The sequence below is a fragment of the Sphingomonas yantingensis genome, from assembly GCF_014199325.1.
Lineage (GTDB): Bacteria > Pseudomonadota > Alphaproteobacteria > Sphingomonadales > Sphingomonadaceae > Sphingomonas > Sphingomonas yantingensis.
Map to the genome: position 1 here is coordinate 301,312 of NZ_JACIJJ010000004.1, position 25,320 is coordinate 326,631.

Genomic DNA, 25,320 nt, shown 5'->3' on the forward strand with positions numbered 1-25,320 from the left:
TCTGACATTCCGGTTCAGTCGGGCGCTATGCGCGCCCAAGCGATAAGCCGGATTGAAGCAGCATGGTTAACGGTGACGAAACCTTCGTACCCGGCGCGGAGGCGCGGGCGGCGGAGCGGCGGCTGATCCTGTCCTATGCCCCGCAAGCGGCGCGGGCAGGGGTCGCGGCGTTGCTGGAACTCGACGACACGCTGGCCGCCGTGATCCGCCAGATGCGCGAGCCGATGATCGCCCAGATGCGGTTGACCTGGTGGCATGATGCACTGTCCAGATTGGACCAAGCGCCGCCGCCGGCCCAGCCGGCGCTGACGGCGCTCGCGGCCAACGTATTGCCGCAAGGGGTGGTGGGTGCCGACCTCGCGACGCTGGTCGAGGGATGGGAGGCGCTGATCGAGGGCGAGCCGGCCGATCCGGCGGTTCGCGCCGCCTATGCCGCCGGACGGGGCGAGCGGTTGTTCGCACTGGCCGCGCACCTGTGCGGCGGCGACGCGGCGACGGTTGCGCCGGCGGGGCGGGGCTGGGCGCTGGCCGACCTGTCGCGATCCGTTACCGACGCCGCGGCCGGCGGGGCGGCAGCGCGGGAGGCGGGGGATGCGCTAGCCGCGGCGCTCGGTTCGCCATGGCCGCGCCGGCTGCGCGTGCTGGGGGCGCTGGCGCGCCAGGCGAAGATGGACCTTTCGGCCGATCGCGACCTGCCGCTGCCGGGTGCCACGCCGGGGCGGATCGCGCGGCTGGGCTGGCACCGGCTGACCGGTCGCTGATCGCGCAAGCCGCTGTACCGGCGGGCTTCGTTCGCGCTAGGCTGGTACCGAGGCGATCGGGAGCAGGGCGATGTGGCGATATTGGGTGGGCGCGCTGGCGGCGCTGTTGCTGGCGGGCGCGGCGATGTTCCTCTTTCGATCGAGCGCCACCGCCGACGTGATCCTGCCACCCCCGCCGCCGCCCCCGGCGGCAGAGGTGCAACAGGTCGCGGCCGACGCCGAGGAGCCGGTGCCCGAGGCCGCGCCGAAGTCGCGCGAGGAGCGCCGCTTCAACCGCTACGACAAGGACCGCGACGAGCGGATCACGCGCGATGAATATCTCGCCAGCCGGAAGAAGGCGTTCGCCAAGCTCGACGTGAACGGCGACGGACGGCTGAGCTTCGACGAATGGGCGGTCAAGACGACGACCAAGTTCGCCGGCGCGGACAAGGACAAGTCGGCGACCTTGGACCGCGCCGAGTTCGCGACCACCGCGCCCAAGCGCAAGCCGCCTCGTCGCCGCGCCGACTGCCCACCCGCCGCCCCGCGCGAGGCGGAGGAGAGCTAGGCGGCGACCGGCTCCAGCGCGGCGGTCCATTCGGTAAAGGCGGCGCGGGCGCGGGCGGTGTACATGAGCTTGCGATCGGCCTTTTTCGTACGGCCCTCGATCGGCGGGAACAGCCCGAAATTGACGTTCATCGGCTGATAGCTGTCCGCTTCCGCTCCGCCGGTGATGTGCGAGAGAAGCGCGCCGAGCGCGGTCTCGACCGGCGGCGTCGGCAGCGACCGGCCGGCGAGTTCGGCAGCGGCGAAGCGGCCCGCGATCAGCCCGATCGCGGAGCTCTCGACATAGCCCTCGCACCCGGTGATCTGTCCGGCGAAGCGCAGGTTCGGCCGCGACTTCAGCCGCAGCTCATGGTCCAGCAGCACCGGCGAGCGGATGAAGGTGTTGCGGTGCAGCCCGCCCAGCCGCGCGAACTCGGCATTCTCGAGCCCGGGGATGGTGCGGAAGATGCGCACCTGCTCGGCATATTTGAGCTTGGTCTGGAAGCCGACGATATTCCACAGTGTCCCCTGCGCATTGTCCTGCCGCAGCTGGACGCAGGCGTGCGGCCAGCGGCCGGTGCGCGGATCGTCGAGGCCGACGCCCTTCATCGGCCCGAAGCGCAGCGTGTCGAAGCCGCGCTCGGCCATCACCTCGATCGGCATGCAGCCGTCGAAATAGGGGACGTTCTCCCACTCGCGAAACTCGCTCTTCTCGCCGGCGATCAGGGCCGCGTGAAAGGCGGCGTACTGCTCGCGGTCGAGGGGGCAGTTGATGTAATCCTTGCCGTCGCCCGCGGGGCCGGCCTTGTCCCAGCGCGACTGCTTCCACGCGATCGACATGTCGATCGACTCGGCGTGAACGATCGGCGCGATGGCGTCGAAGAAGGCGAGCGCATCGGCGCCCGTCGCCCCGCCGATCGCCTCCGCCAGCGCCGGCGCGGTGAGGGGGCCGGTGGCGACGATCGCGGGGGTGTCAGTGGGGAGCGTATCCACCCGCTCGCGCACGATCGTGATGTTGGGATGCTCGGCGAGCGTGCGCGTCACCTGTTCCGAGAAACGATCGCGATCGACGGCCAGAGCGGAGCCGGCGGGAAGCTGATGCGCGTCGGCCGCGGTCATGACGAGCGAGCCGAGCGCGCGCATCTCGGCATGGAGCAGCCCCACCGCATTGCGCTCTGCATCGTCGGAGCGGAAGCTGTTGGAGCAGACGAGCTCGGCAAGGCCGTCGGTCTGGTGCGCGGGCGTCATGTCGCCGCCGCCGCGCATTTCGGACAGGCGAACCTTGAACCCTGCGCTGGCGAGCTGCCACGCCGCCTCCGACCCGGCGAGCCCGCCGCCGATGACATGGATATCGTGATGCGTCATGCGGGCCAGATAGGCGAGGGGCGTGCGGGCGTCTACCGCTCCGCCCGCTGGCGCACGAGGGCGAGCAGGTTGTCCTGCACGTCGCCGAGGAACAGCTCGCCCCACAGCCGCGTGTAGAGATTGACCGGCGTCGTCGCCTCGTAACGGGTGTGCAGCGTCACGCGGGTCCGGCCACCGGGAAGCGGATCGAGGTGATAGCCGCCGTCGCGCACCTTCAGATAATGGCTGTCGGGCATCAGGTGGCGGTCGGTGAACGCCCAGCCGCGCACGTCGTCGAAATGGAACGTCCACGCGATTGCCCGGCCCGGCCGCCAGTCGGTGATCTTCTCGCGAAAGCGGATCTGCGGTCCCCAATTCGCCAGCCGCGTCGCGCCGACGCCCTCGCCGACCATCTGCGCGCCGACGGGGCGGGGGATGCCGAGCACGTCCTGCGACAGGTTCCAGCGCCCCTCGCCCGGGCGCACGTCGGGAATGCCGCGCAGCAGCGGCCAGAGCCGATCGGGGCTGGCGGCGACCACGACTGAGCGCGTGACCACCGCGCTGTCGGTCGGCCAGGTGACCAGCGGCTCGACCTGCATTGCCAGCAGCGGGACGAGGAGCAGCGTCGCGCAATAGGTCCGCCCGTCCTCGACCCGGCGCCGCAGCTTGTAGGTAAGCGCGGTCCCGGCCATGCCGCTCAAGAGCCAGAGCGGGCTGAGCAGGACGATGCAGATCGTCCCTTCGCGCAGGATGAAGATCGACACGGCGATGACCGCGGCCAGCACCTGCACCGGTACGAGCAGATAGGCGCGACGCGACCGCGTCTTCCACGGGTCGGCGACATAGGCGACGAACGCGCACAGCGCGGCGGGAAGCACGAGCAGGAAGGTGAAGCTGACGAGCCCCGCATCGGGCTGTGCGGCCTCCAGCAGCGCATAGACGACGCCCGCAAAGGCAAGGGCGGCGGCGATGGCGGCGAGCGTGCGGACGAAAGCGGCTTCGGTTCGTTCGCTCATTGCCATTGCAGTCTCCCTTTACGGTTGTTTCGGTAAACACCGAACGCTTTGGTCGCGCCGGTGCAGCGCGTTGCTTCGGATCAGCGCTCCTTGGACTTGCCCTTCAGCGGGGAGACGAAGCGGGCGACCTTGCCGCCCAGCTTCATCAGCGCGACGAGCGTGGGTTTGGGCAGGCAGCGGACCTGTTCGTACCAGCCGCCCAGCGTCGAGATGAACTCGTGCATCCGCCCGATCCGCTCGCGCACCAGCGCCGGCGCGGTCTCGTCATGGCGAAGGCGTTCGGCGAGCTCGCCGAGCAGCGCGATCGTCGGGTCGATCTCACGCCGCTTGCGCTCGGCGGCGATGCGCAGCAGCATTTCCCACAGGTCGGTTTCGGCAACGAAATGGTCGCGCCGGTCGCCCTCGACATGGACGCGGCGGACGATCGCATAGCCCTGAAGCTCCTTTAGCGCGGTCGACACGTTCGAGCGGGCGAGGCCCAGCGCCTCGGTGATCTCGTCGGCGGGCAGGGGGCGGTCGGACAGGTAGAGGAGCGCGTGAATCTGCGACACCGAGCGATTGACGCCCCACTGCGTCCCCATTTCGCCCCAGTGGAGAACGAAAGCCTTGACGTCGGGATGATCGAGCAGCGTTTTCATCGTCCATTTCTGTAATGACAGAAATAACCGGAGTCAACGCCAGCTATCAGACCACATCCAGCGATTGAAGTCCTGCGGGTCGGACAACGCGCCGCCGCTGATGATCGGGTAGAAATAGAGGAATAGCGCGACCGCAAGCGCGGCGAACGCGGGCTCGATCCAGCGCAGCCGCGGCGGGAGCAGCGAGAGGCCGGCGGCGCACGCGAGTGCGGCGAAGATACCGGACAGATGGTAGTAATAATAAAAGCCAAGGCTCTTCGGGATCGCCGCCCAGATGAGGATCGAAAAGACCCACAGTCCGCCGATGATGGCATGGCGCCCGCGTGCCCAAAGGCAGGCGAGAATCGCGACCAGCCCGCCCCACATGATCGCCGGGTTGCCGATCAACAGGACACCCCGCTGCACGCCCGCGTCCAGTTCATAGAAATACCAGATCGGCCGCAGCATCAGGGGCCAACTCCACCAGTCCGATTGATAGGGGTGCGCCTGGAGCACCTGCGTCTGCGCCGCGTACATCCGCTGCTGCAGCGCGAGCAGGTCCGATGGCACGACGGGGTCATGCGTGTAGAAAAAAGTGGGCACGAACGTCGCGAAATAGGCGGCGACCGCGACGAGGCCGAGCACTATCGCCGCCGACAGACCCGCAACCGGCCGCTGTCGCCCGCTCGCCAGGATCGCGAGGCACGCGAGCGCGACATAGGGCGCGGCCGCCCACTTCACCGCCACACCCGCGCCGAGCAGCAGCCCCGCGAGCGCGGCGCGCGCAGCCCGAGCGCCAGTCGGTGCCCGTGCGGCCCAGATCGTCGCGGCGAGCCCTGCAATCACGAACGCGCCCAGGAACCCGTCGAGCATCGCCACACGCGCCTGAACGAACACCGTCTGGTTGATCGCCACGAACAGCGCGCCGAACAATGCCGTTCGCACCGACCCGAAGAGGAGGATCAGGAACGCGAACCCCGCCGCCACCGTCGCCGCGCCCGCCAGCAACGGCATCGCGCGCCAGCCGATCGGATTGTCCCCGAACACCCCCAAACCGACCGCGATCAGCTCCTTGGCGAGCGGCGGGTGCTCGGTATTGGCCGGGTGATCGAGCGCCAGCATCGCGCGGGCGGCGGGGACGTAGTGCACCTCGTCGAACACCGGCTTGCCCGGCCGGTCGAGGTGCAGCGCGAACAGAAGCGACGCCGCCGCCGCGATGATCAGGCAGATGAGGCGGGGTCGATCGACAAGGCGCATCGCGCATCGGCTTAGCGCGGCGCTTGCATCACGCAAGGCCACAAGCCTAGGAAGCGGCCATGAAGCGCACGACTGGCCAGGACCGCTCGATCACCTCGCAATGGCGCCCCGCAACGCAGGCGGTGCGCGGCGGCACGATGCGATCGGAGTTCGGCGAAACGTCGGAGGCGATCTTCCTGACCTCCGGCTATGCCTATGACTGTGCCGGGGATGCCGCGGCTCGGTTTGCGGGCGAGCAGTCGGGCATGACCTATTCCCGGCTCCAGAACCCCACCGTGGAAATGCTGGAGCATCGCATCGCCCTGCTTGAAGGGGCCGAAGCATGCCGTGCGACGGCCAGCGGCATGGCGGCTATGACCGCGGCACTGCTGTGCCAGTTACAGGCGGGCGATCATGTCGTCGCGGGCCGCGCGCTGTTCGGGTCGTGCCGCTGGCTAACCGACACGCTGCTGCCCAAGTTCGGGATCGCCACGACGATCGTCGACGCGCGCGATGCGCAGGCGTTCGCGGATGCGACGACCGACAAGACCAAGCTCTGGTTCTTCGAGACGCCCGCCAACCCGACGATGGACGTGGTGGACCTGAAGACCGTGTGCGACCTGGCCAAGGCGAAGGGCGTGCGGACCGTCGTCGACAATGCGTTCGCGACCCCCGCGCTTCAGCGGCCGATGGATTTCGGGGCGGATATCGTCGCCTATTCCGCGACCAAGATGATGGACGGGCAGGGCCGCGTCCTCGCCGGCGCGGTGTGCGGGACCGAGGATTTTATCCTCAACGAGCTGCTGCCGTTCACGCGCAACACTGGCCCGACGCTCTCGGCTTTCAACGCCTGGGTGGTGCTGAAGGGGCTGGAGACGCTCGACCTACGCATCCGCCGCCAGTCGGAGAACGCGTTGAAGGTCGGTCGCTTCCTGGAGGGACGCGTGCCGCGGATCAATCATCCGGGGCTGCCCAGCCATCCGCAGCACAATCTGGCGCTGTCGCAGATGGCGATGACCGGGCCGATCTTCTCCTTCGAGGTCGATGGCGGGCGAACCCAGGCCCACGGCCTGCTCGATAGCCTCGGCCTGATCGACATTTCCAACAACATCGGTGACTCGCGCTCGCTGATGACGCATCCCGCCTCGACCACGCATTACGGCGTCGCGGAGGAAAAGCGGCTGGAGATGGGCGTGACCGAGGGGCTGCTGCGCCTGAACGTGGGGCTCGAGGATCCCGCCGACCTGATCGACGACCTTGATCAGGCGCTGGCCAAGGTGGGCCTGTGAAGGCGCTGTTCACCGAGGAGGCACGGACGCGCGGCGTCGTCGTGCGCACCTCGGTCAGCTATCTGCCCGAACAGTCGGAGCCCGATCGCGGTCGCTGGTTCTGGGCCTACCACATCCGCATCGAGAACGAGGCGGAGATGGCGGTCCAGCTCCTCACCCGCCACTGGATCATCACCGACGGCCGCGGCGCGCGCCATTCGGTGGAGGGCGAGGGCGTGGTCGGCGAGCAGCCGATGATCGCGCCGGGCGGCAGCTTCGATTACGTGTCGGGCTGTCATCTCGCGACGCCGACGGGGTCGATGCAGGGCAGTTATCATATGCTGGGCGAGGACGGGTCGGGGTTCGACGTGACCATCCCCAAGTTCGGGCTGATCGCCCCGGCGGTGGCGGGATGAAGCGGACGCACCTGCCGCTCAACGGGCTGCGCGTGCTCGACGCCGCCGCGCGCCATCTGTCGTTCACGCGCGCCGCGGACGAGCTGGCGGTGACCCCCGCCGCGGTCGGGCAGCAGATCCGCGCGCTGGAGGATACGCTGGGCGTCGTCCTGTTCCGCCGCACCACTCGCGGCCTCGAGCTGACGCCGGAGGGTGAGCGCGGGCTCACCGCGTTGCGCGACGGGTTCCTCCAGTTCGAGGAAGCGGTGCGGGCGATGCAGGCGGGCCAGTCGTCGCGATCGCTGACGATCGCCGCGCCGCGCGATCTGACGCAGAAATGGCTGATGCCGCGCCTGTCGGATATCGCGCGCGCCGATCCCGAACAGCGCTTCACGCTGGTCGCCGCCGAAGAGGGCGTCGATTTCGCACAGGCCAACCTCGATCTCGCGATCCGCTGGGGCGAGGGGCCGGGCGAGCACGAGGGCGAGGCGCTCGAATCCGACGGCATGGTGACGATCGGCGCGCCCGGCGGTGGCGCCGATACGCGCATCTCGTGGCCGGGCTGCCTCAATGAAGAGGCGGTGTCGCTGGTTTCGGTCGCCGACGCCGGGCTGGCGATCGAGGCGGCCGCGGCGGGGCTCGGCTTCGCGACGGTGCCCGAGCTGCTGGCGCGCGGCGATCTGGCCGCGGGCCGCGTGGTCACGGTGGGTGAGCCGAAGCCCTACAGCCTTGGCTACTGGATGGTCGCTCCGCTGCCGCAATGGCGCCAGAAGAAGGTGCGCGCGCTGGTCGACGCGCTGGCGGCGTGACGAACCGGCCGTTCCCGACGCTACGCACCGCGCGACTGGTGCTGCGCCCGCGCACGCCCGACGATGCCGTGACGCTGTTCGCCGCCTTCGCCGATGTCGAGGCCATGCGATACTGGTCGACCGGGCCGCACGAAACGGTCGAGCAGACCCATGCCTATCTGGCGCAGGACATGCCCGACTGGCGCGCCTGGGCGATCACGCTGAGCGGCGACGACCGCGCGATCGGCTTCGTCTCTGTGGGCGAGGACTGGAAGGGCAATGTCAGCGAGATCGGCTACATGCTGCTGCGCGCGCACTGGCGGCGCGGCATCGTCGCCGAGGCGGTGAGCGCGGTGATCGAGCAGGTGTTCGCCGAGGGGCAGCGCCGGCTCTATGCCGATACCGACCCGGAAAATACCGGCTCGCGCGCGCTGCTCGAGGGGCTCGGCTTCAAGCTGGAGGGCGTGCTGCGCGCCGAGTGGGAGACGCATATCGGCGTGCGCGACACCGCGCTCTACGGCCTGCTCCCCGACGACTGGTCAGCGGCGCGCGCCGAGAAGATCGAGCGCACGCGCCGAAAGGTTGCCTAAGGCGCCGGGGTCGACCGCGGCGTCGGCGCGATACTGGCTGGCGATGACGGCATACCATTTGCCCTGAGCGTCGCGGGCGAGATGGTTGAAGCTCAGCACGCCCGGTTCCGACCCGCCCTTGTACCCCAGATAGGCGAGGCCATGCGGATCGGCGCGCGGCGTCGCCAGAATCGCCAACGCGATCGGCCCGCCCTTTCGCGACAGCCAGTCGAGCGCCTTGGTGATGCCGCGGGGCGAGGCGAACCACTCGATCTCCGGCCGGACGGCGGTGTCGCCGAACAGGGCCGGATCGAGCGGGACCTTCGCCAGCGCCGGATCGGCAAGTCGCGCGCGCCGCTCGTCGGGCGTGAGAGCCGCCCAACTCGCGGCAAGCGCGGCGGCGGCGGGATGCTTGAGACGAAACGCTTCCGCCGTCGTCAGGACGGGCAGCCGGTCGGCGCCCAGCGCAGCGGCCCGCGCATCCACCGCCTCGCGGCCGAGGACGCCGATCAGCGTATCGGTCGCGGTATTGTCGCTGATCGCGATCATCAGCGTGGCGAGGCTTTGCAGCGTCATCGGTGTGCCCGCCGGCCACCCTTGCGTGATCCCGCTGGGAAGTGAGGCGGGGGCGAGCGGAGCGACGTCCTCCCATCGATGCTTGCCCTCGGCCACCTGCGCCGCGAGCTCGGCGAGCACCCATAGCTTGAACGCCGACCCGATCGGCGCCGCCGCCTCGCCGCGATGCTCGGCCAGCGCGCGGGGGGCGGGGTCCTCCAGCGCATAGACGCCGAAGCCGACCGTCCCCGGCAGCTTCGCTGCCTCTGCCACGATCGCGGCGAAGCTGTCCTGTCGGGGGGCGCTGCCGGTGATGCTGAAGCCCGCCACCTGGCGCGTGCCGCCGGGCATGAGCGTCAGCGCGACGCCGATACGCCCGCGCTCGTAGCCGATCGTCGCGGTCGCCTCGAGCGCGTTGGCGCGGTCGATCCGCTCTACCCCCTTCGGCTTGCCCAAGCCTGCCGCGATCTGCGCGGCCAGCGCGTCGAAGCGCGCCTTGGGCACCTCGCTGCGGAATCGCTCGCCGAAGGTGGCGGCATAGTCGCCCTTTCCCGACAGCAGCGCGACGATTTCGGCCAAGCGGCGGTCGACGTCTGCCGGCGCCGGCTGGACGATCGCGGGGGGCGGGGCAGTCTGGAGCATTGCGGGACCCTCGCCGATCGGCCGGGCGCTGGCAATCAGGCGGCGACGATCTCGCGCAGCATCGCCTCGAGCACGGGCATCCCGGTATCGGTCGCGCGCAGGCGGTTGCCGTCGCGGGCGAGCAAGCCTTCGCGGACCAGCCGATCGACGCGTGGGGCGTCGACCGGCAGTGCACCAAACGCCTCGATCCGCGAGAGGTCGACGCCCTCGCGCAGGCGAAGGCCCATCAGCAGCGCCTCGATCGCCTGTTCCTGCGGCACCAGCGCGTCTTCCGCCTCGATGCCGTGACCGTTGCGATCGACGGCGGACAGCCAGTTTTCGGGCTTCTTGCGGCGAAAGGTCGCATGGCCGCCGCGCCGGCCATGCGCGCCGGGTCCGACGCCGACATAATCGCGATAGCGCCAATAGGTGAGGTTGTGGCGGCTCTCCTCTCCCGGCCGCGCGTGGTTCGAGATTTCATAGGCCGGCAGCCCTGCCGCGGCGGTCATGGCCCGCGTCGTCTCGAACAGGTCGGCGGCGGCGTCGGCGTCGGGGATCGTCAGTTCGCCCTTCGCGGCCAGCGTGGCGAAGCGCGTGCCTGGCTCGATCGTCAATTGGTAGAGCGACAGATGGCCGGTGCCGAACCCCAGCGCGCGGGCAAGCTCGCCCTCCCACCCGACCAGCGACTGGCCGGGCAGCGCATAGATGAGGTCGAACGAGACGCGCGCAAACGCAGCCTGCGCGGTTTCCAGCGCCCCCAGCCCCTCTGCCACCGAATGCGCGCGGCCGAGAAAGCCGAGCGCCGCGTCGTCGAGCGATTGCAGGCCCAGCGACACGCGATTGACCCCCGCCGCCGCCACGTCGGCGAACCGCGCCGCCTCGACCGATGAGGGGTTGGCCTCCAGCGTGATCTCGCAATCGGGGGCGAGGCCCCAGTGGCGGTCCGCCGCCTCGATCAGCGCGGCGACCGTGGCGGGGGGCATCAGCGAGGGGGTGCCGCCGCCGAAGAAGATCGAGCCGATCCTCCGGCCGGGCGTCAGCACCGCTTCATGCGACAGGTCGGCGAGCAGCGCGTCGCGCCAGCGTGCCTGGTCGACGGCGTCGCGCACATGGCTGTTGAAGTCGCAATAGGGGCATTTGGAGACGCAGAACGGCCAGTGGATATAGAGGGCGAGGGGATCAGGGGACATCGCCGCCGCCTATGGACCGTCGTTGCACCGCGGGGAAGCGCTCAGCGAGGCCAGTCGCGCAGCCTGCGCGCGAATGCGGCAGGATCGGCATAATCGGGTTGCCACTTCTCTCCGCTATGGTCGAAATCGACCTGCACAGCGCCGCTCGCACGCTCGATCCGAAGCAGGCATTTCTTCCATCCGGGCGCGCCGGGCTGCGCCGTCGAAGCGCGGAACGCTTTTGCCAGCGAGAGCACGTCCCAATTTTCCGGCGTTTCCGCTTCCCATCGGTCGCCCGTCTCGAAAACATAGCCGAAATCGCGAGTTCGGCCTTCCAGCTCGAAGACCAAAACGATGAGTTCCCAGTCGCGCGTGGCATAAACGATGTCGCCGACGATCGCCTGGCAAAGTGCGTGCAGCGCGGCGTCGGGCGCGGACCCGTCGGTTACCATCGTCCGTGGTGCCGCTGCCGTCTACGAAAACTTATCGCGCAAGCCGCACCACGAGCCCGCTCAGCCAGTCCCGATAGCTAGAGCCCTCGCTCGCCGGGTTGTAATAGCAACCCGCCTCGTCGGTCAGGATCGTACGAAGCCGGGCCTCGTCGGTTTCGCGAGCCAGCAGAGCATCGATCTCGCTCACCGCGGCTTCGCGCAGCGACCGCGGCTCGGCGTTGATCATCGCCGCGACCGCGGCATCGACCGTCGAAAATTCGCCCGGCCAGTCCTGATGCAGATAGCCGCCAAGCACTTGTTCGGTCGAGGTGAGGCTATGGGTCATGGAGCGGTAGGATAGCCGGTCACGATGCGATAGCCAGTCTCCATCGACGCGTCGCGCTGTAGAACGAGACGGACCGAGTTGACGTCGGCCGCGTCGGCGGCGCCGCGATTGAGCGAAATCCCGGTGCTGGCACTGGCATTGTGGTTGAGGACGAGGCGATTGCCGCTCCCCGCAAGCCAGTCGTCGATCCGCTGCCGGTTCGCCGCGATCGCGTCGCCCACGACGGTCTCCGCGCGTTCGAGCGTCCGGAAAGACGACGCGCCCGATATTTTTGGATCGGCGTCGAGCCGTGCCCGCAGGTCGGCTTCGCTCTTGCCGACGTGGCGCTCGATCATGTGCCCGCCGGCTGCTTCGTGGGCGGCCAGCCCGCCGCCCGGCACTTGCTTCGTTGCGGCCGTGAAGAACTCGTCGAGCTGGCGTTTCGTCGCGTCGATCGATTCGCGTGCGCTGGCGGGCAGGGCGTCGAGCGCACCCTGCGGGATCGTACCGATCGCGTCGCGGACCTTTTGCAGCGCGGGAGCGAGCGTTTCGCGCAGCGCCGGGTTGTGCGCGACCGCGCTGACCGCGTCGCCTACGGTTTCGGCCCATTTGCCGATCTTGCCGAGCTTGGCGGCGTCGCCCGCCACCGGCACGATCGCGACGGCGGAGATGACGCCGTTCATCGCATGGCCGCCGGCCTCGCCCCAATTGCCGGAGAACAGCGATCCGATCGCCCGGCCGGCCGACACCACCGCATTGGCGCCGTCGCTGATCGGCGTGGGATCGAAGATCCCGGCGACGTCCAGCGCCATCTGGCCGAGGTCGAGGCCGAGTTGCACCGGATCGGGGCCGGCGCCGGGCGCGGCGGCGTTGTCGTTGGCCGGCGCCTCGAGCGCGCGGGCGAGTTCGCCGCGCTCGACCGGGGTCAGGTGTGCCTCGATCTGGGTGCGGAGCGTCTGGTCGAAACCCGGCTGGGCGGTGCCGAGCTCGGTCAGGCGGGCGGCGAGGGCGGGCGCGTCGAACGTGCCGCCCACGCGCGCCTCCGCCGCCAGCGTCGCGGCCTGATCCGGGCTGGACGTGACGCTGGCGCTGCCCGAGCCGGAGATCGATGCGGTTTCGGCAAACATGCCATGCCCTTCCACGCAGCTTTCGATGCCGGGATTGGAGCATGACGGTGCCGCTCTTGCGCTCGTCGGAGCGACTATGCCGCCTAATCGATCCGACTAGGCCGGCGTGCATGCGGCAACAAAAAAGGGAAGCCCGTAGGCTTCCCTTTCCGGCCGCGCGTTGCCGGCCACAAGCTGATCGAAGATCAGTTGCTGTCGGGCAGGCCGTTGTCGTCGCCGACGGTCAGGCCGAGCACGAGGATCGCGATGACGCCCGCACCGATGATGAGGCCGAGGCCGCCGGCGCCGCCGAGCGCGCCGTTGGCGTCCTTGCTGGCGGTCGAAGCGCGGACGCTCTTGGCGACCGACAGGTTCTGCGCCGGATTGGCGAGAACCGGAGCCGCAGTCATCGTGGTGGCGGCCAGCGCCAGAGCAATCTTACCGATCATGATACACTCCCTTTCAAACGTATTTCGCAGCGCCCGCTAGCGAGCAACTGCCCAAAAACTCGTTAACACGTACTTTGTTGCGTGCGCGATATCAAAAGCAGGGTTGATGACCCGGCAACTAAAAAATAGCCGCAACCAGTTGCTTAAATGCATCGGCGCGGTGACTGGTCGCATGCTTTTCCGAGGGGTCCATTTCGCCGTACGTTTGCGTACCCCCTTCGGGCAGGAACATCGGATCATAGCCAAATCCCCGGTCCCCGCGCGGCGGCCAGACGAGCGTGCCGTCGACTCGCCCCTCGAACCATTCGACATGACCGTCGGGCCAGGCGAGCGCGAGTGCGCAGACGAAATGCGCGGCGCGCGTGGGGGCGGGGTCGATCGCGGAAAGCTTGTCCTCGACTGCCTGCATCGCGATGGTGAAGTCCTTGGTCGGTCCGGCCCAGCGCGCCGAGAAAATGCCCGGATCGCCGCCCAGCGCCTCGACGCACATCCCCGAATCGTCGGCCAGCGCGGGCAGGCCCGACAGGTCGGCCGCCTGCATCGCTTTCAGCTCCGCATTGGCGACGAAGGTGGTGCCGGTCTCCTCGGGCTCGGGCAGGTCGAGTTCGCCGGCCGAAACCGGCTCGATGCCATAGGGGGCGAGCAGCGCACGGATCTCCCGCACCTTGCCCTGATTGTGGCTGGCGATGACGAGCTTGCCGGGGCGCAGCTTGCGGATCGCTTGCGGCTCCTTGCCCTCGCCGCTCATCGACCGACCGCCTTTCGCTGCGCCTCGAAGATCGAGTTGCAGCCGATCCGCGCGAGGCGGAGCAGGCGCAGCAGCGATTCCTCGTCGTAGCAAGCGCCCTCTGCCGTCGCCTGCGCCTCGGCGATGCGGCCATCGCCCAGCAGGACGAAATTGGCGTCGGCGTCGGCGGCCGAATCCTCGGGGTAGTCGAGATCGAGCACGGGGGTGCCATTATAGATGCCGCAGCTCACCGCCGCGACCTGATGCAGGATCGGATCGACGGTCAGCTTGCCCTCGGCCATCAGCTTGTCGACCGCGAGGCGCAGCGCCACCCACGCGCCCGAGATCGAGGCGGTGCGCGTGCCGCCATCGGCCTGGATCACGTCGCAATCGAGCACGATCTGCCGCTCGCCGAGCTTCTTGAGGTCGGTGACGGCGCGAAGGCTGCGGCCGATGAGGCGCTGGATTTCCTGCGTCCGGCCCGACTGCTTGCCCTTCGCCGCCTCGCGGTTGCTGCGCGTGTGCGTCGAACGCGGGAGCATCCCGTATTCGGCCGTCACCCAGCCCTCGCCCTTGCCGCGCAGAAAGGGGGGCACGCGCTCCTCGATGCTGGCCGTCACCAGCACGCGGGTGTCGCCGAAGCCGATCAGCACCGATCCCTCGGCGTGGCGGGTGAAGTTCGGCTCGATCGAGATCGGGCGCATTTCGTCGGGGGCGCGGCCGGATGGGCGCATCTGTTCAGCTCCTATTGGGTTTGGCTGGGCGATAGACCGCGCATGGCGCTCGCGCCAGCCTGACATGAGGGGAATGCCCGTGAAGCTCCGTTCGATCGCCGCCGCGCTGCCGCTGCTCGCCGGGGCATGTGCAATGCAACCCGGCCCCAAAACGGGTGCGCCGATCGCGATCGAGCGTGAGGCGGTTACCTATTCGACCGAGGTGTGTCGCGGCTTCTGTCCCGTCTATTCGGTGAGGATGACGCCTGAGGGCGAGGGCGTCTTCACCGGCGAGCAGCATACCGCCGTGACGGGCGAGCGGCGCTTCACCGTCGAGCCCGCGGTCGCCGCGCGCTTCATCGAGCATGTCGACGCGGTGAGGCCGGCCGGCGGCGACCGGCGGATCGAGATGGGCACCGCCGATTGCGGCACCGTCGCCACCGACCTGCCCGCGATCAACGTTCGCTGGGATTCGAACACCGGCGCCGCGCCGCAGTCGCTGCACCTCTATCTCGGCTGCAGCGCCGATGAGGCTCGGCGGGTACGCGCGGTGCTGGAGGCAGCGCCCTCGCTCCTCCCGATCGCCGCCTTCATCGGAAAGCGTTGAGCGAACGCGCCGCGGTGCCTAGATCAGGGGCATGACACCGCCGATCCACGAAATGACCGACCGCGCGCGCGAGGTGTTCCGGATCGTCGTCGAAAGCTATCTCGACACCGGCCAGCCGGTCGGGTCGCGCACGCTGTCGAAGATTTCCGGCCTCAACCTCTCGCCCGCCAGCATCCGCAATGTGATGCAGGACCTCGAGGAGTTCGGTTTGCTCGCCGCGCCGCACACCAGTGCGGGGCGGATGCCAACCGAAAGCGGCCTTCGCCTCTTTGTCGACGGCATGATGCAGAGCCACGAACCCTCGCCCGAGGAGCGCGCGGCGATCGAGGGCGGGGCGCGCGGCGGCGACGGCCCGGTCGAGGCGGCGATCGCCAACACCACCGCCGTACTGTCGGGCCTGTCCGCTTGCGCGGGCCTTGTCCTCGTCCCCAAGCGCGAGCCGCGTTTGCGGCAGGTGAGCTTCGTCCCGCTCAGCCACGACAAGGCGCTGGCGGTGCTGGTGGGAGAGGACGGATCGGTCGAGAACCGCGTCGTCGATCTGCCGCCGGGCCTGCCCGCCTTCGCGCTCGAACAGGCGGCGAACTATCTCTCGGCGACGCTGGCCGGCCGGACGCTCAGCGAGGCGCGAAGCGCACTGTCGCAGCAGATCGCGCGCGAGCGGGCGGCGCTCGACGTGGCGGCGCGCGATCTGGTCGAACGCGGCCTCGCGATCTGGAGCGAGGATGGCGGCAGCCGCCCGGTGCTGATCGTGCGGGGGCAGGCGCGGCTGCTCGACACCGGCGCCGCCGACGACCTCGACCGCGTGCGACAGCTGCTTGACGAGCTGGAGGACAAGGAAGAGATCGCCCGCCTGCTCGATTCGGCGCGTGAGGGGGATGCGGCACGCATCTTCATCGGGTCGGAGAACAAGCTGTTCGCGCTGTCGGGCTCTTCGGTGATCGCCAAGCCCGTCCGCTCGCTCGACGGGCGGGTGGTCGGCGTGGTCGGGGTGATCGGCCCGACGCGGTTGAACTATGCGCGAGTCGTGCCCATGGTGGATTTGACGGCCGCGACGCTCTCGCGGCTTCTCAGCTAGAGACTTGAACGAACGGACTGTACGACAGGGGCTTATGGAAAACGAACAAACGACGGCGGGCCAGCCCGCCGATGCCGAAGCGCTGCGCGAGGCGACGGCCGAAGCGGCGCCCGAGGTGGCCGAGGCCGATCGCCACGCCGAACTCGCCGAAGAGCTGGCCGAGGCGAAGCGCCAGGTCCTCTATGCACAGGCCGAGGTGCAGAATGTCCGCCGTCGCGCCGAGAAGGAAGCCGCCGATGCGCGCACCTATGCCGCCACGGCTTTCGCCCGCGACATCCTGTCGGTCGCCGACAATCTGACCCGCGGCCTGTCGGCGATCCCCGAGGACGTGCGCGGCGAGGAGCGGTTCAAGGGCCTCGTCACCGGGCTCGAGGCGACGGGCCGCGAACTGGAGAGCATCTTCTCGCGGCATGGCATCACCCGCATCGCCGCGGTCGGGGAGACGCTCGACCCCAATCGCCATCAGGCGATGTTCGAGGTCCCCAGCGCCGACGCCGCGCCGGGCACGATCGTGCAGGAAGTGCAGGCCGGCTACATGATCCGCGACCGCTTGCTGCGCCCGGCACTGGTGGGAGTCGCCAAGGCGGCGGAGTAACGCTTCTGCGTCATCCCGGGCTCGACCCGGGATGACGCTTCTTCCCGCTTTGACGCAGAAGAAGCGGGACCCCGGAAAAAGTCGGTGGTAACGATTTGGGTAAGCGATACGCCCCACAAATCCCGTCACTCCGGCCCCCGAGCTGGGGTCCCGCGTCTTCTTCTGTCAGCGCCATCCGCTGAGCCAGCGCGACCCCGGCTCAAGCCCAGCGCAACGACATGACGGGGCGCGCCGAACCCTCGCGACTTTTCAACCGTCGCCCCTTATCTAGGGCGCTATGCCCAACCGCTTCGCCCATCTGCCCCATCGCCGCGCGATCATCGACCGCCGGATCATCGCCGACCAGCTTGCGGCGGTCGAGGCGGCGAAGGGCGCCAGCCTGCGCCTGGCCGGCACCGCGATCCTCAAGCAGGCGCTCGACGACGGCCGGGCGGAGATCGAGCGGCGCTTCGCCGAGCATCCGACCCGCGGCCTCGAAACCGCGAACGCACAGGCGTTCCTCACCGATCAGCTGCTGCGCCTGCTCTGGGACTTCACCGTCCAACGCATCTATCCGAACACCAATCCGACCGCGGCGGAGCGGATGACGCTGATCGCGGTCGGCGGGTACGGGCGCGGCGAAATGGCGCCGCATTCGGACATCGACCTCGGCTTCCTCACCCCCTGGAAACGGACCGGCTGGTGCGAGCAGGTCATCGAATCGATGCTCTACGCCCTCTGGGACATGGGGCTGAAGGTCGGCCACTCGTCGCGCTCGCTGGACGAGATGGTGCGGATGGCGAAGAGCGACGTGACGATCCGCACCGCCCTGCTCGAGGGGCGATATGTCTGGGGCGACACGCACCTGTATGACGAGGCGTCGCGGCGGTTCCGGGCGGAGGTGCAGGCCGACACCCGCGGCTTCATCGCGCAGAAGCTGGCCGAGCGCGATCAGCGCCACGTCAAGATGGGTGACAGCCGCTACGTCGTCGAACCCAATGTGAAGGAGGGGAAGGGCGGACTTCGCGACCTCCACACGCTCTTCTGGATCGGTAAGGATGCCTACGGCGTCCAGCGCGCGGCCGAACTGGTCGAGAAGGGCGTGCTCACCCGGCAGGAATATCGCCGCTTCAACCGCGCCGAAAACTTCCTCTGGGCGGTGCGGTGCCACCTGCACCTGATCGCCGGGCGGGCCGAGGACCGCCTGACGTTCGACATGCAGCGAGAGATCGCGGCGCGGATGAATTACGGCGACCGGCCGGGGAAGATGGCGGTCGAGCGGTTCATGCATTTCTATTTCCTCCAGGCCAAGACCGTCGGCGACCTGACCGGGGTGTTCCTTGCGCATCTGGACGAGACATTCGCATCGCGCGGTCGCCGGTTCGGGCTGCCGTTCATCCGCCGGTCGCCGCGCAAGCTCAACGGCTTCGTGCTCGATCGCGGGCGGCTGGCGCTGCCCGCCGACGACTTCTTTCGCCAGGATCCGGTGCGGCTGATCGAGCTGTTCGCGCTTGCCGACCAGCACGGGGTCGAGGTGCATCCGCAGGCGATGCGCGCGGCGGCGCGCGATGCCAAGCTGATCGACGACCACCGCGACGATCCGCGTGCCAACGCGCTGTTCCTCGGCGTGCTCACGTCCCCGCGCGATCCCGAGACGGTGCTGCGCTGGATGAACGAGGCGGGGGTGTTCGGCCGCTTCGTGCCCGATTTCGGCCGCGTCGTCGCGCAGATGCAGTTCGACATGTATCATCACTATACCGTCGATGAGCATACGATCCGCGCGGTGGGCCTGCTTGCGCGGATCGAGCAGGGGAAGCTGAGGGACGAGCACCCGATCTCGACCGCGCTGTTCCCCCAGATCGTGTCGCGCCGCGCGCTCTATGTCGCGGTGCTGCTCCACGACATCGCCAAGGGGCGCGGCGGCGACCATTCGGTGCTGGGGGCGGAGGTGGCGAAGCGCCTGTGTCCGCGGTTCGGGCTGACCGCGGCGGAGACCGAGGCGGTGGCGTGGCTGGTGCGCTGGCATCTCCTCATGTCCGCGACCGCGTTCAAGCGCGACCTTTCCGACTTCAAGACGATCCTCGACTTCGCCGGCGCGGTCGCCAGCCCGCAGCGGCTGATGATGCTGATGGTGCTGACCGTCGTCGATATCCGCGCGGTGGGGCCGGGGACGTGGAACGGGTGGAAGCGCCAGCTGATCGGCGATCTGTACGAGGGCGCCGAAGAGGTCCTCCGCCTTGGCCACAAGCAGCGTGGGCGCGGTGAGCGGGTGGCGGCGAAGCAGGACACGCTGGCGCAGACGCTGGGCTGGGACGCGCCCGCGTTCCAGCGCCTCGTCAAGAAACTGCCCGAAAGCTACTGGGTGGCCGAACCCGTCGACGTGCTGGAGCGCAACGCGCGGCTGATCGAGCGGGCGGGCGACGCCAAGCTGTCGATCGACACCCAGCCCGATCGGGAGCGCGGCGCGACGCTGGTCACGATCTATGCCGCCGACCATCCGGGCATCTTCTATCGCATCGCCGGGGCGATCCATGCGGCGGGCGGCAACATCATCGACGCGCGCATCCACACGACGCGAGAGGGCATGGCGCTCGACAATTTCCTCGTCCAGGATCCGCTCGGCCGGCCGTTCGACGATCCCGGCCAGCTCGAGCGGCTGACCGCGGCGATCGGCGATGCGCTGCTCAACCGCGCGCGGATCACCGAGCGGCTGCGCGCCAAGCCGCTCGTCCGCCCGCGTGCCGACGCGTTCGAGATCGAGCCGGCGGTGCTGATCGACAACCACGCCTCGAACCGGTTCACGGTGATCGAGGTGAATGCGCGCGACCGCCCCGCGCTGCTCTTCCACCTCGCCAACGCGCTGTTCCAGTCGAAGGTGACGATCCATTCGGCGCACGTGGCGACCTATGGCGAGCGCGCGGTCGACACCTTTTACGTGACCGATTTGATCGGCGACAAAATCGACGCCGCCGCCCGGATGCGGTCGATCGAGCGGCGCCTGATGGAGGCAGCGGTGGGTGAGGGCACGCTGGCCGAGGCCGCATGACGAACAGGACATCGATGACCCGCATTCCGCTTCTCGTTCTCGTCGCCCCCCTACTCGTGGCCGCGTTCGCGCCCGAGCAGCAGCAAGGCCTGAGTATGCCGACGCTGCTCCTCGTCAGCGTGGCGATCGTTGGTGTCGTCGTCCTGCGCGGCGTGCTCCTGCGACGCCACTTGCGGAAGCGGCCCCGGCGCCGGGCCGGTGATGACACGGGAACGGCGGACGCAGGCAACGCGCAGCAAGGCGGCGCAGCCGATTGCGGGGAGGAAGGCGGCGGCGATGGATCAAGTTGCGACTGATCCGCAATATTTGGTCGCGCTATTGAGAGTGACTTGCATCTTCTGTCTGTGGCGTTAGAGCGCTTCGCAGAAGGAGACACGTTAGATGCCCGCACCGCTGTTGCTCGCCGCGCTTTCGCTCGCCACGCCGATCGAGGACGATCCGCAAACCTCGCAGGAGATCGTCGTCACCGGCGTGCGCGATACGAGCGTCGACGAGAACGAATACGGCGTGCGCGCCGCGCGATCGGCGACCCGGCTGAACCTGAGCCAGAAGGACACGCCGCAGTCGATCAGCGTCGTCACCCGCGCGCAGATCGACGACTTCCAGCTTCGCGACGTCAACACGCTACTGAACACGACGACCGGCGTGAACGTGCAGCAGGCGGAGACCGACCGCACCTATTACACCGCGCGTGGGTTCGAGATCACGAACTTCCAGCAGGACGGCATCGGCCAGCCCTTCGCCTTCGGGCTTCAGAACGGGGCGCTCGACACCGCCGCCTATGAGCGGGTCGAGGTGCTGCGCGGTGCCAACGGCCTCCTGTCGATGACGGGCAACCCGTCCGCGACGATCAACTTCATCCGCAAGCGGCCGGGGACCGACCTCACGGGCAGCGTGTTGCTGACCGGCGGCACCTATGACACGAGGCGGGTCGAGGGCGACCTGACCGTGCCCCTCTCCAGCGACGGCACCGTCCGTAGCCGCATCGTCGGCGCGTATCAGGACGTCGGCAGCTATCTCGATCGCTATACCGGCAAGCGGTCGGTGCTGTACGGGATCGTCGAGGCGGATCTCACCCCGACCACCACGCTGTCGGTCGGCTATCAGCGCGAGGACAACCGCACCGACGGCGGCCTGTGGGGCGCGCTGCCGCTGTTCACCGCGCAGGGCAATCCGACCGACTATCCGCGCTCGACCAGCACCTCGGCCGAATGGACGCGCTGGAACATCCTGACGCAGCAGATCTTCGGCGACCTGACGCAGGATCTGGGCGGCGGCTGGAGCGCCAAGGCGTCGGTGCTGCGCAAGGCGATCGACGAGGATACCAAGCTCTTCTACGTCTATGGCAACCCCGATGAGGCGACCGGCGACGGGCTGTTCGCCTATCCCGGCTGGTTCCGCGGGCCGACGCGCGAGCTGACGCTGGACGGCTATGTCACCGGGCCGTTGAACATCGGCGAGCGCAAGCATGAAGTCGTATTCGGCGTCAACCACGGCACAGCCAACCTGATGCAGTATTCGAGCTATCCGCCCGCGGGCGCGCCGCTCCCTGGCAACAGTGCGTTCGACGGCAGCATCGCCGAGCCGGTCTTCCCGCCCTTTACGCTCAGCGCCGACTACAACACCAAGCGTACGTCGGTGTACGGCCTCGTCCGCCTCAACCCGTTCGACCGGCTGAAGATCATGCTCGGCGGCAACTACACCTGGGTCGAGAGCAGCGGCTATTCCTATGGCGTCGACCGCGTCTATGACGAGAAGCGCGCGCTTCCGTTCGCCGGCGCGACGTTCGACGTGACGAAGAATGTCAGCCTCTACGCAAGCTATTCGGAAATCTTCAATCCGCAGTTCGAGATCGGCGAGAACCTGTTCATCCTGCCGCCGGTCAAGGGCGACAATCTGGAGGCTGGGGTCAAGGGAAGCTGGTTCGGCGACCGCTTCTACGCTTCCGCCGCCGTGTTCCGCGCCACGCAGAACGACCTGGCCGAGGCGTCGATCTTCGACACCACGATCGGCCAGCAGCTCTATCGCCTCATCAACGCCCGGTCGGAGGGGATCGAGCTCGACGTCGGCGGCCAGCCGTTGCCGGGGCTCAACGTCAATGGCGGCTATACGGCACTGCGGCTGCGCGATCCGGATACCGGCGTGGCGGTACGGACCTATGTGCCGCGGCACACCGCGCGGCTCAACGTCACCTACACGCCGCCCGCGCTGCCCGAGGTGACGGTCGGCGGCGCGGTCCAGTATCAGAGCGAGATTTCGCGTGAGCAGCGGGCGGCAACCGCCACGACGCCGGCGATCCGCACGACGCAGGGTGATTATGCGCTGGTCGACCTGATGGCGCGTTGGACGATCAGCCCGGCGCTGTCGCTGACCGCGAACGTGCGCAACCTGACCAACGTGAAGTACATCTCCAGCCTCTATTGGGAGCAGGGCTTCTACGGCGCGCCGCGCACGGCGAGCGCGACGCTGGCGGTGAAGTTCTGACCGCTACGTCACCCCAGCCCCCGAGCCGGGGTCCCGCTTCTTTCTTCAAGTAGAGAAGAAGCGGAACCCCGGATCAAGTCCGGGGTGACGGTAGACTGCAGGGGTACGAAAAAGGGCGGCCCCATCGGGACCGCCCTTTTTTCGTCCAAACGCTGGACTCGCTTACTTCGGCGACAGGACCATCAGCATCTGACGGCCTTCCATGCGCGGATAGCTCTCGACCTTCGCGTCCTCGGTACAGTCGGCGGCGACGCGCTGGAGCACCTGCATGCCGAGCTGGCCGTGGCTGAGCTCGCGACCGCGGAAGCGCAGCGTCACCTTGACCTTGTCGCCTTCGCCGATGAACTTGTGGATCGCGCGCATCTTCACGTCGTAATCGTGATCGTCGATGTTCGGACGCATCTTGATCTCCTTGATCTCCTGCGTCTTCTGCGACTTGCGCGCGAGGTTCGCCTTCTTCTGCGCCTCGTACTTGTACTTGCCCACGTCGAGGAACTTGGCGACCGGCGGATCGGCGTTGGGCGACACTTCGACCAGGTCGAGGCCGACTTCCTTCGCCTGCTCCATCGCTTCGCGCGTGTACATCACGCCCAGGTTCTCGCCGTCCTGGTCGATGACGCGGACGCGCGGGCTCTGGATGAATTCGTTGAAGCGGGGGCCGTTCATGGGCGGGGGCGCCAGCGGGCGCCGCATCGGGGGACGTATAGCTGTTTCTCCTGAGGCTATTTCGATTGCGTCATATAGTCGCACGGACCCGATTTTGGAAGCGCCATCGCCCGCCGCTCGCGATCAATCGAGCGCGGCGGGCCACGGGGTGATGCGTCCGCGCAACGGTGGCCCGCCGATCAGCGCAGATCGGGCGGCGTCGCTTCCTCGGTCAGCATCGCGATCGCTTCGTCGAGGGTCATCATCCGCTGTCCCTCGCGGCCCAGCGTGCGGACCGCGACGGTGCCCTCCTCCGCCTCGCGCTTGCCGACGACCAGCAGGTGCGGGACCTTGGCGAGGCTGTGCTCGCGCACTTTGTAGTTGATCTTCTCGTTGCGCAGGTCGGCGTCGGTGCGGATGCCGGCGGCCTTGAGCTTTGCCTCGACTTCGCGCGCATAGCCGTCGGCGTCGGAAACGATCGTCGCGACCACCGCCTGCGTCGGTGCGAGCCAGACGGGCAGGCGACCGGCGAAATGCTCGATCAGGATGCCGATGAACCGCTCGTAGCTGCCGAAGATCGCGCGGTGGAGCATGATCGGGCGGTGGCGCTCGCCATCCTCGCCGACGTACGACGCGTCGAGCCGCTCGGGCAGCACGCGGTCGGACTGGATCGTGCCGACCTGCCACGTCCGCCCGATCGCGTCGGTCAGGTGCCATTCGAGCTTGGGCGCGTAAAACGCACCCTCGCCGGGCAGTTCTTCCCAGCCATATTCCGGGGTCGCCAGCCCCGCCTCGACCACCGCATTGCGCAGCTCGGTTTCGGCGAGGTCCCACATTTCCTCGGTCCCGAACCGCTTTTCGGGGCGCAGCGCGAGCTTGATCGAATAGGCGAAGCCGAAGTCGCGATAGATGCGGTCGGCGAGCTCGCAGAACGCGCGGACTTCCGCGACGATCTGGTCCTGGCGGCAGAAGATGTGCGCGTCGTCCTGCGTGAACTGGCGCACGCGCATCAGGCCGTGGAGCGCGCCGTGCGGCTCGTTCCTGTGGCAGCAGCCGTTTTCGTAGAGCCGCATCGGCAGGTCGCGGTACGACTTGATCCCCTGGCGAAAGATCAGGACGTGCGCCGGGCAGTTCATCGGCTTCAGCGCCATCCAGTCCGCGTCGTCGCTGACGATCGGGCCGTCATCGTCGGTGTTCGGCACCTCGTCGGGGATGACGAACATGTTCTCGCGATACTTGCCCCAATGGCCCGACGCCTCCCACTGGCGCGCGTCCATCACCTGCGGCGTCTTCACTTCCTGATAGCCGGCCGCGTCGATCGCGCGGCGCATATACGCCTCGAGCTGGCGCCAGATGACGAAGCCGTTGGGGTGCCAGAACACGCTTCCATGGGCCTCGGCCTGAAGATGGAAGAGGTCCATTTCCTGGCCGAGCTTGCGGTGGTCGCGCTTGGCCGCTTCCTCCAGCCGGTGAAGGTGCGCGTCGAGCTGCTTCTTGTTGAGCCAGCCGGTGCCGTAGATGCGGCTGAGCATCGCGTTCTTCTGGTCGCCGCGCCAATAGGCGCCCGACACGCGCGTCAGCTTGAACGCGTCCGCCGCGACCTTGCCCGTGGAGGCGAGGTGCGGACCGCGACACATGTCGAGCCACGCATCCTCGCCTTTGCCCGCGCGATAGACGGTCAGTTCCTCGCCGTCGGGCAGCTCTGCGGCCCATTCGGCCTTGAACGTCTCGCCCTGCGCCCGCCAGCGCGCGATCAGGTCCTCGCGGCTCCAGACTTCGCGGATCAGCGGCTTGTCGGCGGCGATGATGCGGCGCATCTCCGCCTCGATCGCGGGCAGGTCGTCCTCGGTAAAGGGCCGGTCCTTCGGCGCGAAGTCGTAGTAGAAGCCGTCGTCGGTCGAGGGGCCGAAGGTGATCTGCGTCCCCGGAAACAGCGACTGCACTGCCTCGGCCAGGATGTGCGCATAGTCGTGGCGGACGAGTTCGAGCGCGTCGGCCTCGTCCTTCGACGTGATGAGCGCGAGCTCAGCGTCTCCATCGAACGGCCGCATGATGTCGCGCACCTCGCCATCGACGCGCGCGGCCATCGCCGCCTTGGCGAGGCCCGGCCCGATCGCGGCCGCGATGTCCGCGGGGGTGGTCCCCGGCGCTACCTCACGAACCGAACCGTCAGGGAGCGTGATCTTGAACATCGCAGACATTCGCGCGGGCTTTCGTCGCTTGTGATGGGAAGGGGCGCATATGCCCGCCCGCGCCCGCACTGGCAATCGCCGC

Annotated in this window: 26 protein-coding genes; 12 read left to right on the forward strand and 14 right to left on the reverse strand. The window is 68.5% G+C overall.

Annotated features, from left to right (window positions below; translation table 11 throughout):
• Positions 1 to 62 precede the first annotated feature (62 nt).
• Positions 63 to 761, forward strand: a complete 699-nt coding sequence (locus FHR19_RS14120; RefSeq protein WP_184029597.1) for a squalene/phytoene synthase family protein — start codon at positions 63 to 65, stop codon at positions 759 to 761.
• Between the two features lie 70 nt (positions 762 to 831).
• Positions 832 to 1,308, forward strand: coding sequence for an EF-hand domain-containing protein (locus tag FHR19_RS14125; RefSeq protein ID WP_184029599.1), 477 nt, complete (start codon positions 832 to 834; stop codon positions 1,306 to 1,308).
• Here the strand turns inward: FHR19_RS14125 and trmFO are convergent.
• From trmFO to FHR19_RS14145, 4 genes are all read right to left on the reverse strand, one after another.
• Entirely contained in the window at positions 1,305 to 2,651 is a 1,347-nt protein-coding gene (trmFO, locus tag FHR19_RS14130) for a methylenetetrahydrofolate--tRNA-(uracil(54)-C(5))-methyltransferase (FADH(2)-oxidizing) TrmFO (RefSeq protein ID WP_184029601.1), read from the reverse strand. The two genes, FHR19_RS14125 and trmFO, sit on opposite strands and share 4 nt — an antisense overlap.
• Positions 2,652 to 2,683: 32 nt before the next feature.
• The gene (locus FHR19_RS14135) at positions 2,684 to 3,646 is read right to left on the reverse strand and encodes an SRPBCC family protein (protein ID WP_246359534.1); all 963 of its coding nucleotides are present in this window, start codon (positions 3,644 to 3,646) and stop codon (positions 2,684 to 2,686) included.
• Between the two features lie 80 nt (positions 3,647 to 3,726).
• Positions 3,727 to 4,284: a GbsR/MarR family transcriptional regulator gene (locus FHR19_RS14140; protein WP_184029605.1), complete on the reverse strand. Its 558-nt coding sequence runs from the start codon at positions 4,282 to 4,284 to the stop codon at positions 3,727 to 3,729.
• A 33-nt stretch (positions 4,285 to 4,317) separates the two neighbouring features.
• On the reverse strand, positions 4,318 to 5,520 hold the full coding sequence (locus FHR19_RS14145; protein ID WP_184029608.1) for a phospholipid carrier-dependent glycosyltransferase: 1,203 nt from the start codon (positions 5,518 to 5,520) through the stop codon (positions 4,318 to 4,320).
• Positions 5,521 to 5,579: 59 nt separating this feature from the next.
• On the opposite strand from FHR19_RS14145, the gene FHR19_RS14150 reads away from it, so the two are divergent.
• The 4 genes from FHR19_RS14150 to FHR19_RS14165 are packed head-to-tail and all read left to right on the forward strand — an operon-like array spanning position 5,580 to position 8,540.
• Complete coding sequence (locus tag FHR19_RS14150; protein ID WP_184029610.1) at positions 5,580 to 6,788, forward strand: trans-sulfuration enzyme family protein; 1,209 nt, start codon at positions 5,580 to 5,582, stop codon at positions 6,786 to 6,788.
• Entirely contained in the window at positions 6,785 to 7,183 is a 399-nt protein-coding gene (apaG, locus tag FHR19_RS14155) for a Co2+/Mg2+ efflux protein ApaG (protein WP_184029613.1), read from the forward strand. The genes FHR19_RS14150 and apaG overlap by 4 nt, the downstream gene beginning before the upstream one ends.
• Positions 7,180 to 7,971 carry a LysR family transcriptional regulator gene (locus tag FHR19_RS14160; protein WP_184029615.1) on the forward strand — a complete coding sequence of 264 codons (792 nt, stop codon included), beginning with the start codon at positions 7,180 to 7,182 and terminating at the stop codon, positions 7,969 to 7,971. Before apaG ends, FHR19_RS14160 begins: the two co-directional genes overlap by 4 nt.
• Entirely contained in the window at positions 7,968 to 8,540 is a 573-nt protein-coding gene (locus tag FHR19_RS14165; protein ID WP_343053279.1) for a GNAT family N-acetyltransferase, read from the forward strand. The genes FHR19_RS14160 and FHR19_RS14165 overlap by 4 nt, the downstream gene beginning before the upstream one ends.
• Here the strand turns inward: FHR19_RS14165 and FHR19_RS14170 are convergent.
• The 8 genes from FHR19_RS14170 to rph form a co-directional block, all read right to left on the reverse strand.
• Positions 8,490 to 9,716, reverse strand: coding sequence for a serine hydrolase (locus FHR19_RS14170; protein WP_184029619.1), 1,227 nt, complete (start codon positions 9,714 to 9,716; stop codon positions 8,490 to 8,492). The two genes, FHR19_RS14165 and FHR19_RS14170, sit on opposite strands and share 51 nt — an antisense overlap.
• A gap of 35 nt (positions 9,717 to 9,751) precedes the next feature.
• Complete coding sequence (hemW, locus tag FHR19_RS14175) at positions 9,752 to 10,885, reverse strand: radical SAM family heme chaperone HemW (RefSeq protein ID WP_184029621.1); 1,134 nt, start codon at positions 10,883 to 10,885, stop codon at positions 9,752 to 9,754.
• A 41-nt stretch (positions 10,886 to 10,926) separates the two neighbouring features.
• On the reverse strand, positions 10,927 to 11,316 hold the full coding sequence (locus FHR19_RS14180; RefSeq protein ID WP_184029623.1) for a hypothetical protein: 390 nt from the start codon (positions 11,314 to 11,316) through the stop codon (positions 10,927 to 10,929).
• 31 nt (positions 11,317 to 11,347) lie between these two features.
• Entirely contained in the window at positions 11,348 to 11,641 is a 294-nt protein-coding gene (locus FHR19_RS14185) for a contact-dependent growth inhibition system immunity protein (RefSeq protein WP_184029625.1), read from the reverse strand.
• A complete protein-coding gene (locus FHR19_RS14190) occupies positions 11,638 to 12,747 on the reverse strand; it encodes an RNase A-like domain-containing protein (RefSeq protein ID WP_184029627.1) in 1,110 nt (369 codons plus the stop codon). The genes FHR19_RS14185 and FHR19_RS14190 overlap by 4 nt, the downstream gene beginning before the upstream one ends.
• A gap of 185 nt (positions 12,748 to 12,932) precedes the next feature.
• Entirely contained in the window at positions 12,933 to 13,175 is a 243-nt protein-coding gene (locus tag FHR19_RS14195; protein WP_184029629.1) for a hypothetical protein, read from the reverse strand.
• Positions 13,176 to 13,293: 118 nt separating this feature from the next.
• A complete protein-coding gene (gene rdgB / locus FHR19_RS14200; RefSeq protein WP_184029631.1) occupies positions 13,294 to 13,923 on the reverse strand; it encodes an RdgB/HAM1 family non-canonical purine NTP pyrophosphatase in 630 nt (209 codons plus the stop codon).
• Positions 13,920 to 14,636 carry a ribonuclease PH gene (rph, locus tag FHR19_RS14205; RefSeq protein WP_184029633.1) on the reverse strand — a complete coding sequence of 239 codons (717 nt, stop codon included), beginning with the start codon at positions 14,634 to 14,636 and terminating at the stop codon, positions 13,920 to 13,922. The genes rdgB and rph overlap by 4 nt, the downstream gene beginning before the upstream one ends.
• A 79-nt stretch (positions 14,637 to 14,715) precedes the next feature.
• Here rph and FHR19_RS14210 point away from each other — a divergent pair, with 79 nt between their 5' ends.
• From FHR19_RS14210 to FHR19_RS14235, 6 genes are all read left to right on the forward strand, one after another.
• Positions 14,716 to 15,222 (forward strand): DUF6438 domain-containing protein, encoded by a 507-nt coding sequence (locus FHR19_RS14210; RefSeq protein WP_184029635.1) that lies wholly within the window; start codon positions 14,716 to 14,718, stop codon positions 15,220 to 15,222.
• Positions 15,223 to 15,253: 31 nt separating this feature from the next.
• Positions 15,254 to 16,297 carry a heat-inducible transcriptional repressor HrcA gene (gene hrcA / locus FHR19_RS14215; protein WP_184029637.1) on the forward strand — a complete coding sequence of 348 codons (1,044 nt, stop codon included), beginning with the start codon at positions 15,254 to 15,256 and terminating at the stop codon, positions 16,295 to 16,297.
• A 34-nt stretch (positions 16,298 to 16,331) separates the two neighbouring features.
• Positions 16,332 to 16,892: a nucleotide exchange factor GrpE gene (grpE, locus tag FHR19_RS14220; protein ID WP_184029639.1), complete on the forward strand. Its 561-nt coding sequence runs from the start codon at positions 16,332 to 16,334 to the stop codon at positions 16,890 to 16,892.
• 277 nt (positions 16,893 to 17,169) lie between these two features.
• Positions 17,170 to 19,917: a [protein-PII] uridylyltransferase gene (locus FHR19_RS14225; protein WP_184029641.1), complete on the forward strand. Its 2,748-nt coding sequence runs from the start codon at positions 17,170 to 17,172 to the stop codon at positions 19,915 to 19,917.
• Between the two features lie 14 nt (positions 19,918 to 19,931).
• Positions 19,932 to 20,213 (forward strand): hypothetical protein, encoded by a 282-nt coding sequence (locus FHR19_RS14230; RefSeq protein ID WP_184029644.1) that lies wholly within the window; start codon positions 19,932 to 19,934, stop codon positions 20,211 to 20,213.
• Between the two features lie 85 nt (positions 20,214 to 20,298).
• Entirely contained in the window at positions 20,299 to 22,401 is a 2,103-nt protein-coding gene (locus FHR19_RS14235) for a TonB-dependent siderophore receptor (RefSeq protein WP_184029647.1), read from the forward strand.
• A 162-nt stretch (positions 22,402 to 22,563) separates the two neighbouring features.
• Here the strand turns inward: FHR19_RS14235 and infC are convergent, their stop codons facing one another.
• A complete protein-coding gene (infC, locus tag FHR19_RS14240; RefSeq protein WP_184029650.1) occupies positions 22,564 to 23,094 on the reverse strand; it encodes a translation initiation factor IF-3 in 531 nt (176 codons plus the stop codon).
• Positions 23,095 to 23,246: 152 nt separating this feature from the next.
• Positions 23,247 to 25,247: a threonine--tRNA ligase gene (gene thrS / locus FHR19_RS14245; RefSeq protein ID WP_184029652.1), complete on the reverse strand. Its 2,001-nt coding sequence runs from the start codon at positions 25,245 to 25,247 to the stop codon at positions 23,247 to 23,249.
• Positions 25,248 to 25,320 lie beyond the last annotated feature (73 nt).

Coding starts and splice junctions, on each gene's coding strand:
- FHR19_RS14190 (WP_184029627.1), bottom strand. CDS start 12,747: ATGTTTGCCGAAACCGCATCGATCTCCGGCTCGGGCAGCGCCAGCGTC.
- rdgB (WP_184029631.1), bottom strand. CDS start 13,923: ATGAGCGGCGAGGGCAAGGAGCCGCAAGCGATCCGCAAGCTGCGCCCC.
- FHR19_RS14120 (WP_184029597.1), top strand. CDS start 63: ATGGTTAACGGTGACGAAACCTTCGTACCCGGCGCGGAGGCGCGGGCG.
- FHR19_RS14135 (WP_246359534.1), bottom strand. CDS start 3,646: ATGAGCGAACGAACCGAAGCCGCTTTCGTCCGCACGCTCGCCGCCATC.
- FHR19_RS14170 (WP_184029619.1), bottom strand. CDS start 9,716: ATGCTCCAGACTGCCCCGCCCCCCGCGATCGTCCAGCCGGCGCCGGCA.
- FHR19_RS14195 (WP_184029629.1), bottom strand. CDS start 13,175: ATGATCGGTAAGATTGCTCTGGCGCTGGCCGCCACCACGATGACTGCG.
- FHR19_RS14235 (WP_184029647.1), top strand. CDS start 20,299: ATGCCCGCACCGCTGTTGCTCGCCGCGCTTTCGCTCGCCACGCCGATC.
- thrS (WP_184029652.1), bottom strand. CDS start 25,247: ATGTCTGCGATGTTCAAGATCACGCTCCCTGACGGTTCGGTTCGTGAG.
- FHR19_RS14140 (WP_184029605.1), bottom strand. CDS start 4,284: ATGAAAACGCTGCTCGATCATCCCGACGTCAAGGCTTTCGTTCTCCAC.
- FHR19_RS14225 (WP_184029641.1), top strand. CDS start 17,170: ATGCCCAACCGCTTCGCCCATCTGCCCCATCGCCGCGCGATCATCGAC.
- trmFO (WP_184029601.1), bottom strand. CDS start 2,651: ATGACGCATCACGATATCCATGTCATCGGCGGCGGGCTCGCCGGGTCG.
- infC (WP_184029650.1), bottom strand. CDS start 23,094: ATGCGGCGCCCGCTGGCGCCCCCGCCCATGAACGGCCCCCGCTTCAAC.
- FHR19_RS14185 (WP_184029625.1), bottom strand. CDS start 11,641: ATGACCCATAGCCTCACCTCGACCGAACAAGTGCTTGGCGGCTATCTG.
- FHR19_RS14230 (WP_184029644.1), top strand. CDS start 19,932: ATGACCCGCATTCCGCTTCTCGTTCTCGTCGCCCCCCTACTCGTGGCC.
- FHR19_RS14145 (WP_184029608.1), bottom strand. CDS start 5,520: ATGCGCCTTGTCGATCGACCCCGCCTCATCTGCCTGATCATCGCGGCG.
- FHR19_RS14125 (WP_184029599.1), top strand. CDS start 832: ATGTGGCGATATTGGGTGGGCGCGCTGGCGGCGCTGTTGCTGGCGGGC.
- FHR19_RS14150 (WP_184029610.1), top strand. CDS start 5,580: ATGAAGCGCACGACTGGCCAGGACCGCTCGATCACCTCGCAATGGCGC.
- FHR19_RS14180 (WP_184029623.1), bottom strand. CDS start 11,316: ATGGTAACCGACGGGTCCGCGCCCGACGCCGCGCTGCACGCACTTTGC.
- hrcA (WP_184029637.1), top strand. CDS start 15,254: ATGACACCGCCGATCCACGAAATGACCGACCGCGCGCGCGAGGTGTTC.
- grpE (WP_184029639.1), top strand. CDS start 16,332: ATGGAAAACGAACAAACGACGGCGGGCCAGCCCGCCGATGCCGAAGCG.
- rph (WP_184029633.1), bottom strand. CDS start 14,636: ATGCGCCCATCCGGCCGCGCCCCCGACGAAATGCGCCCGATCTCGATC.
- FHR19_RS14160 (WP_184029615.1), top strand. CDS start 7,180: ATGAAGCGGACGCACCTGCCGCTCAACGGGCTGCGCGTGCTCGACGCC.
- hemW (WP_184029621.1), bottom strand. CDS start 10,885: ATGTCCCCTGATCCCCTCGCCCTCTATATCCACTGGCCGTTCTGCGTC.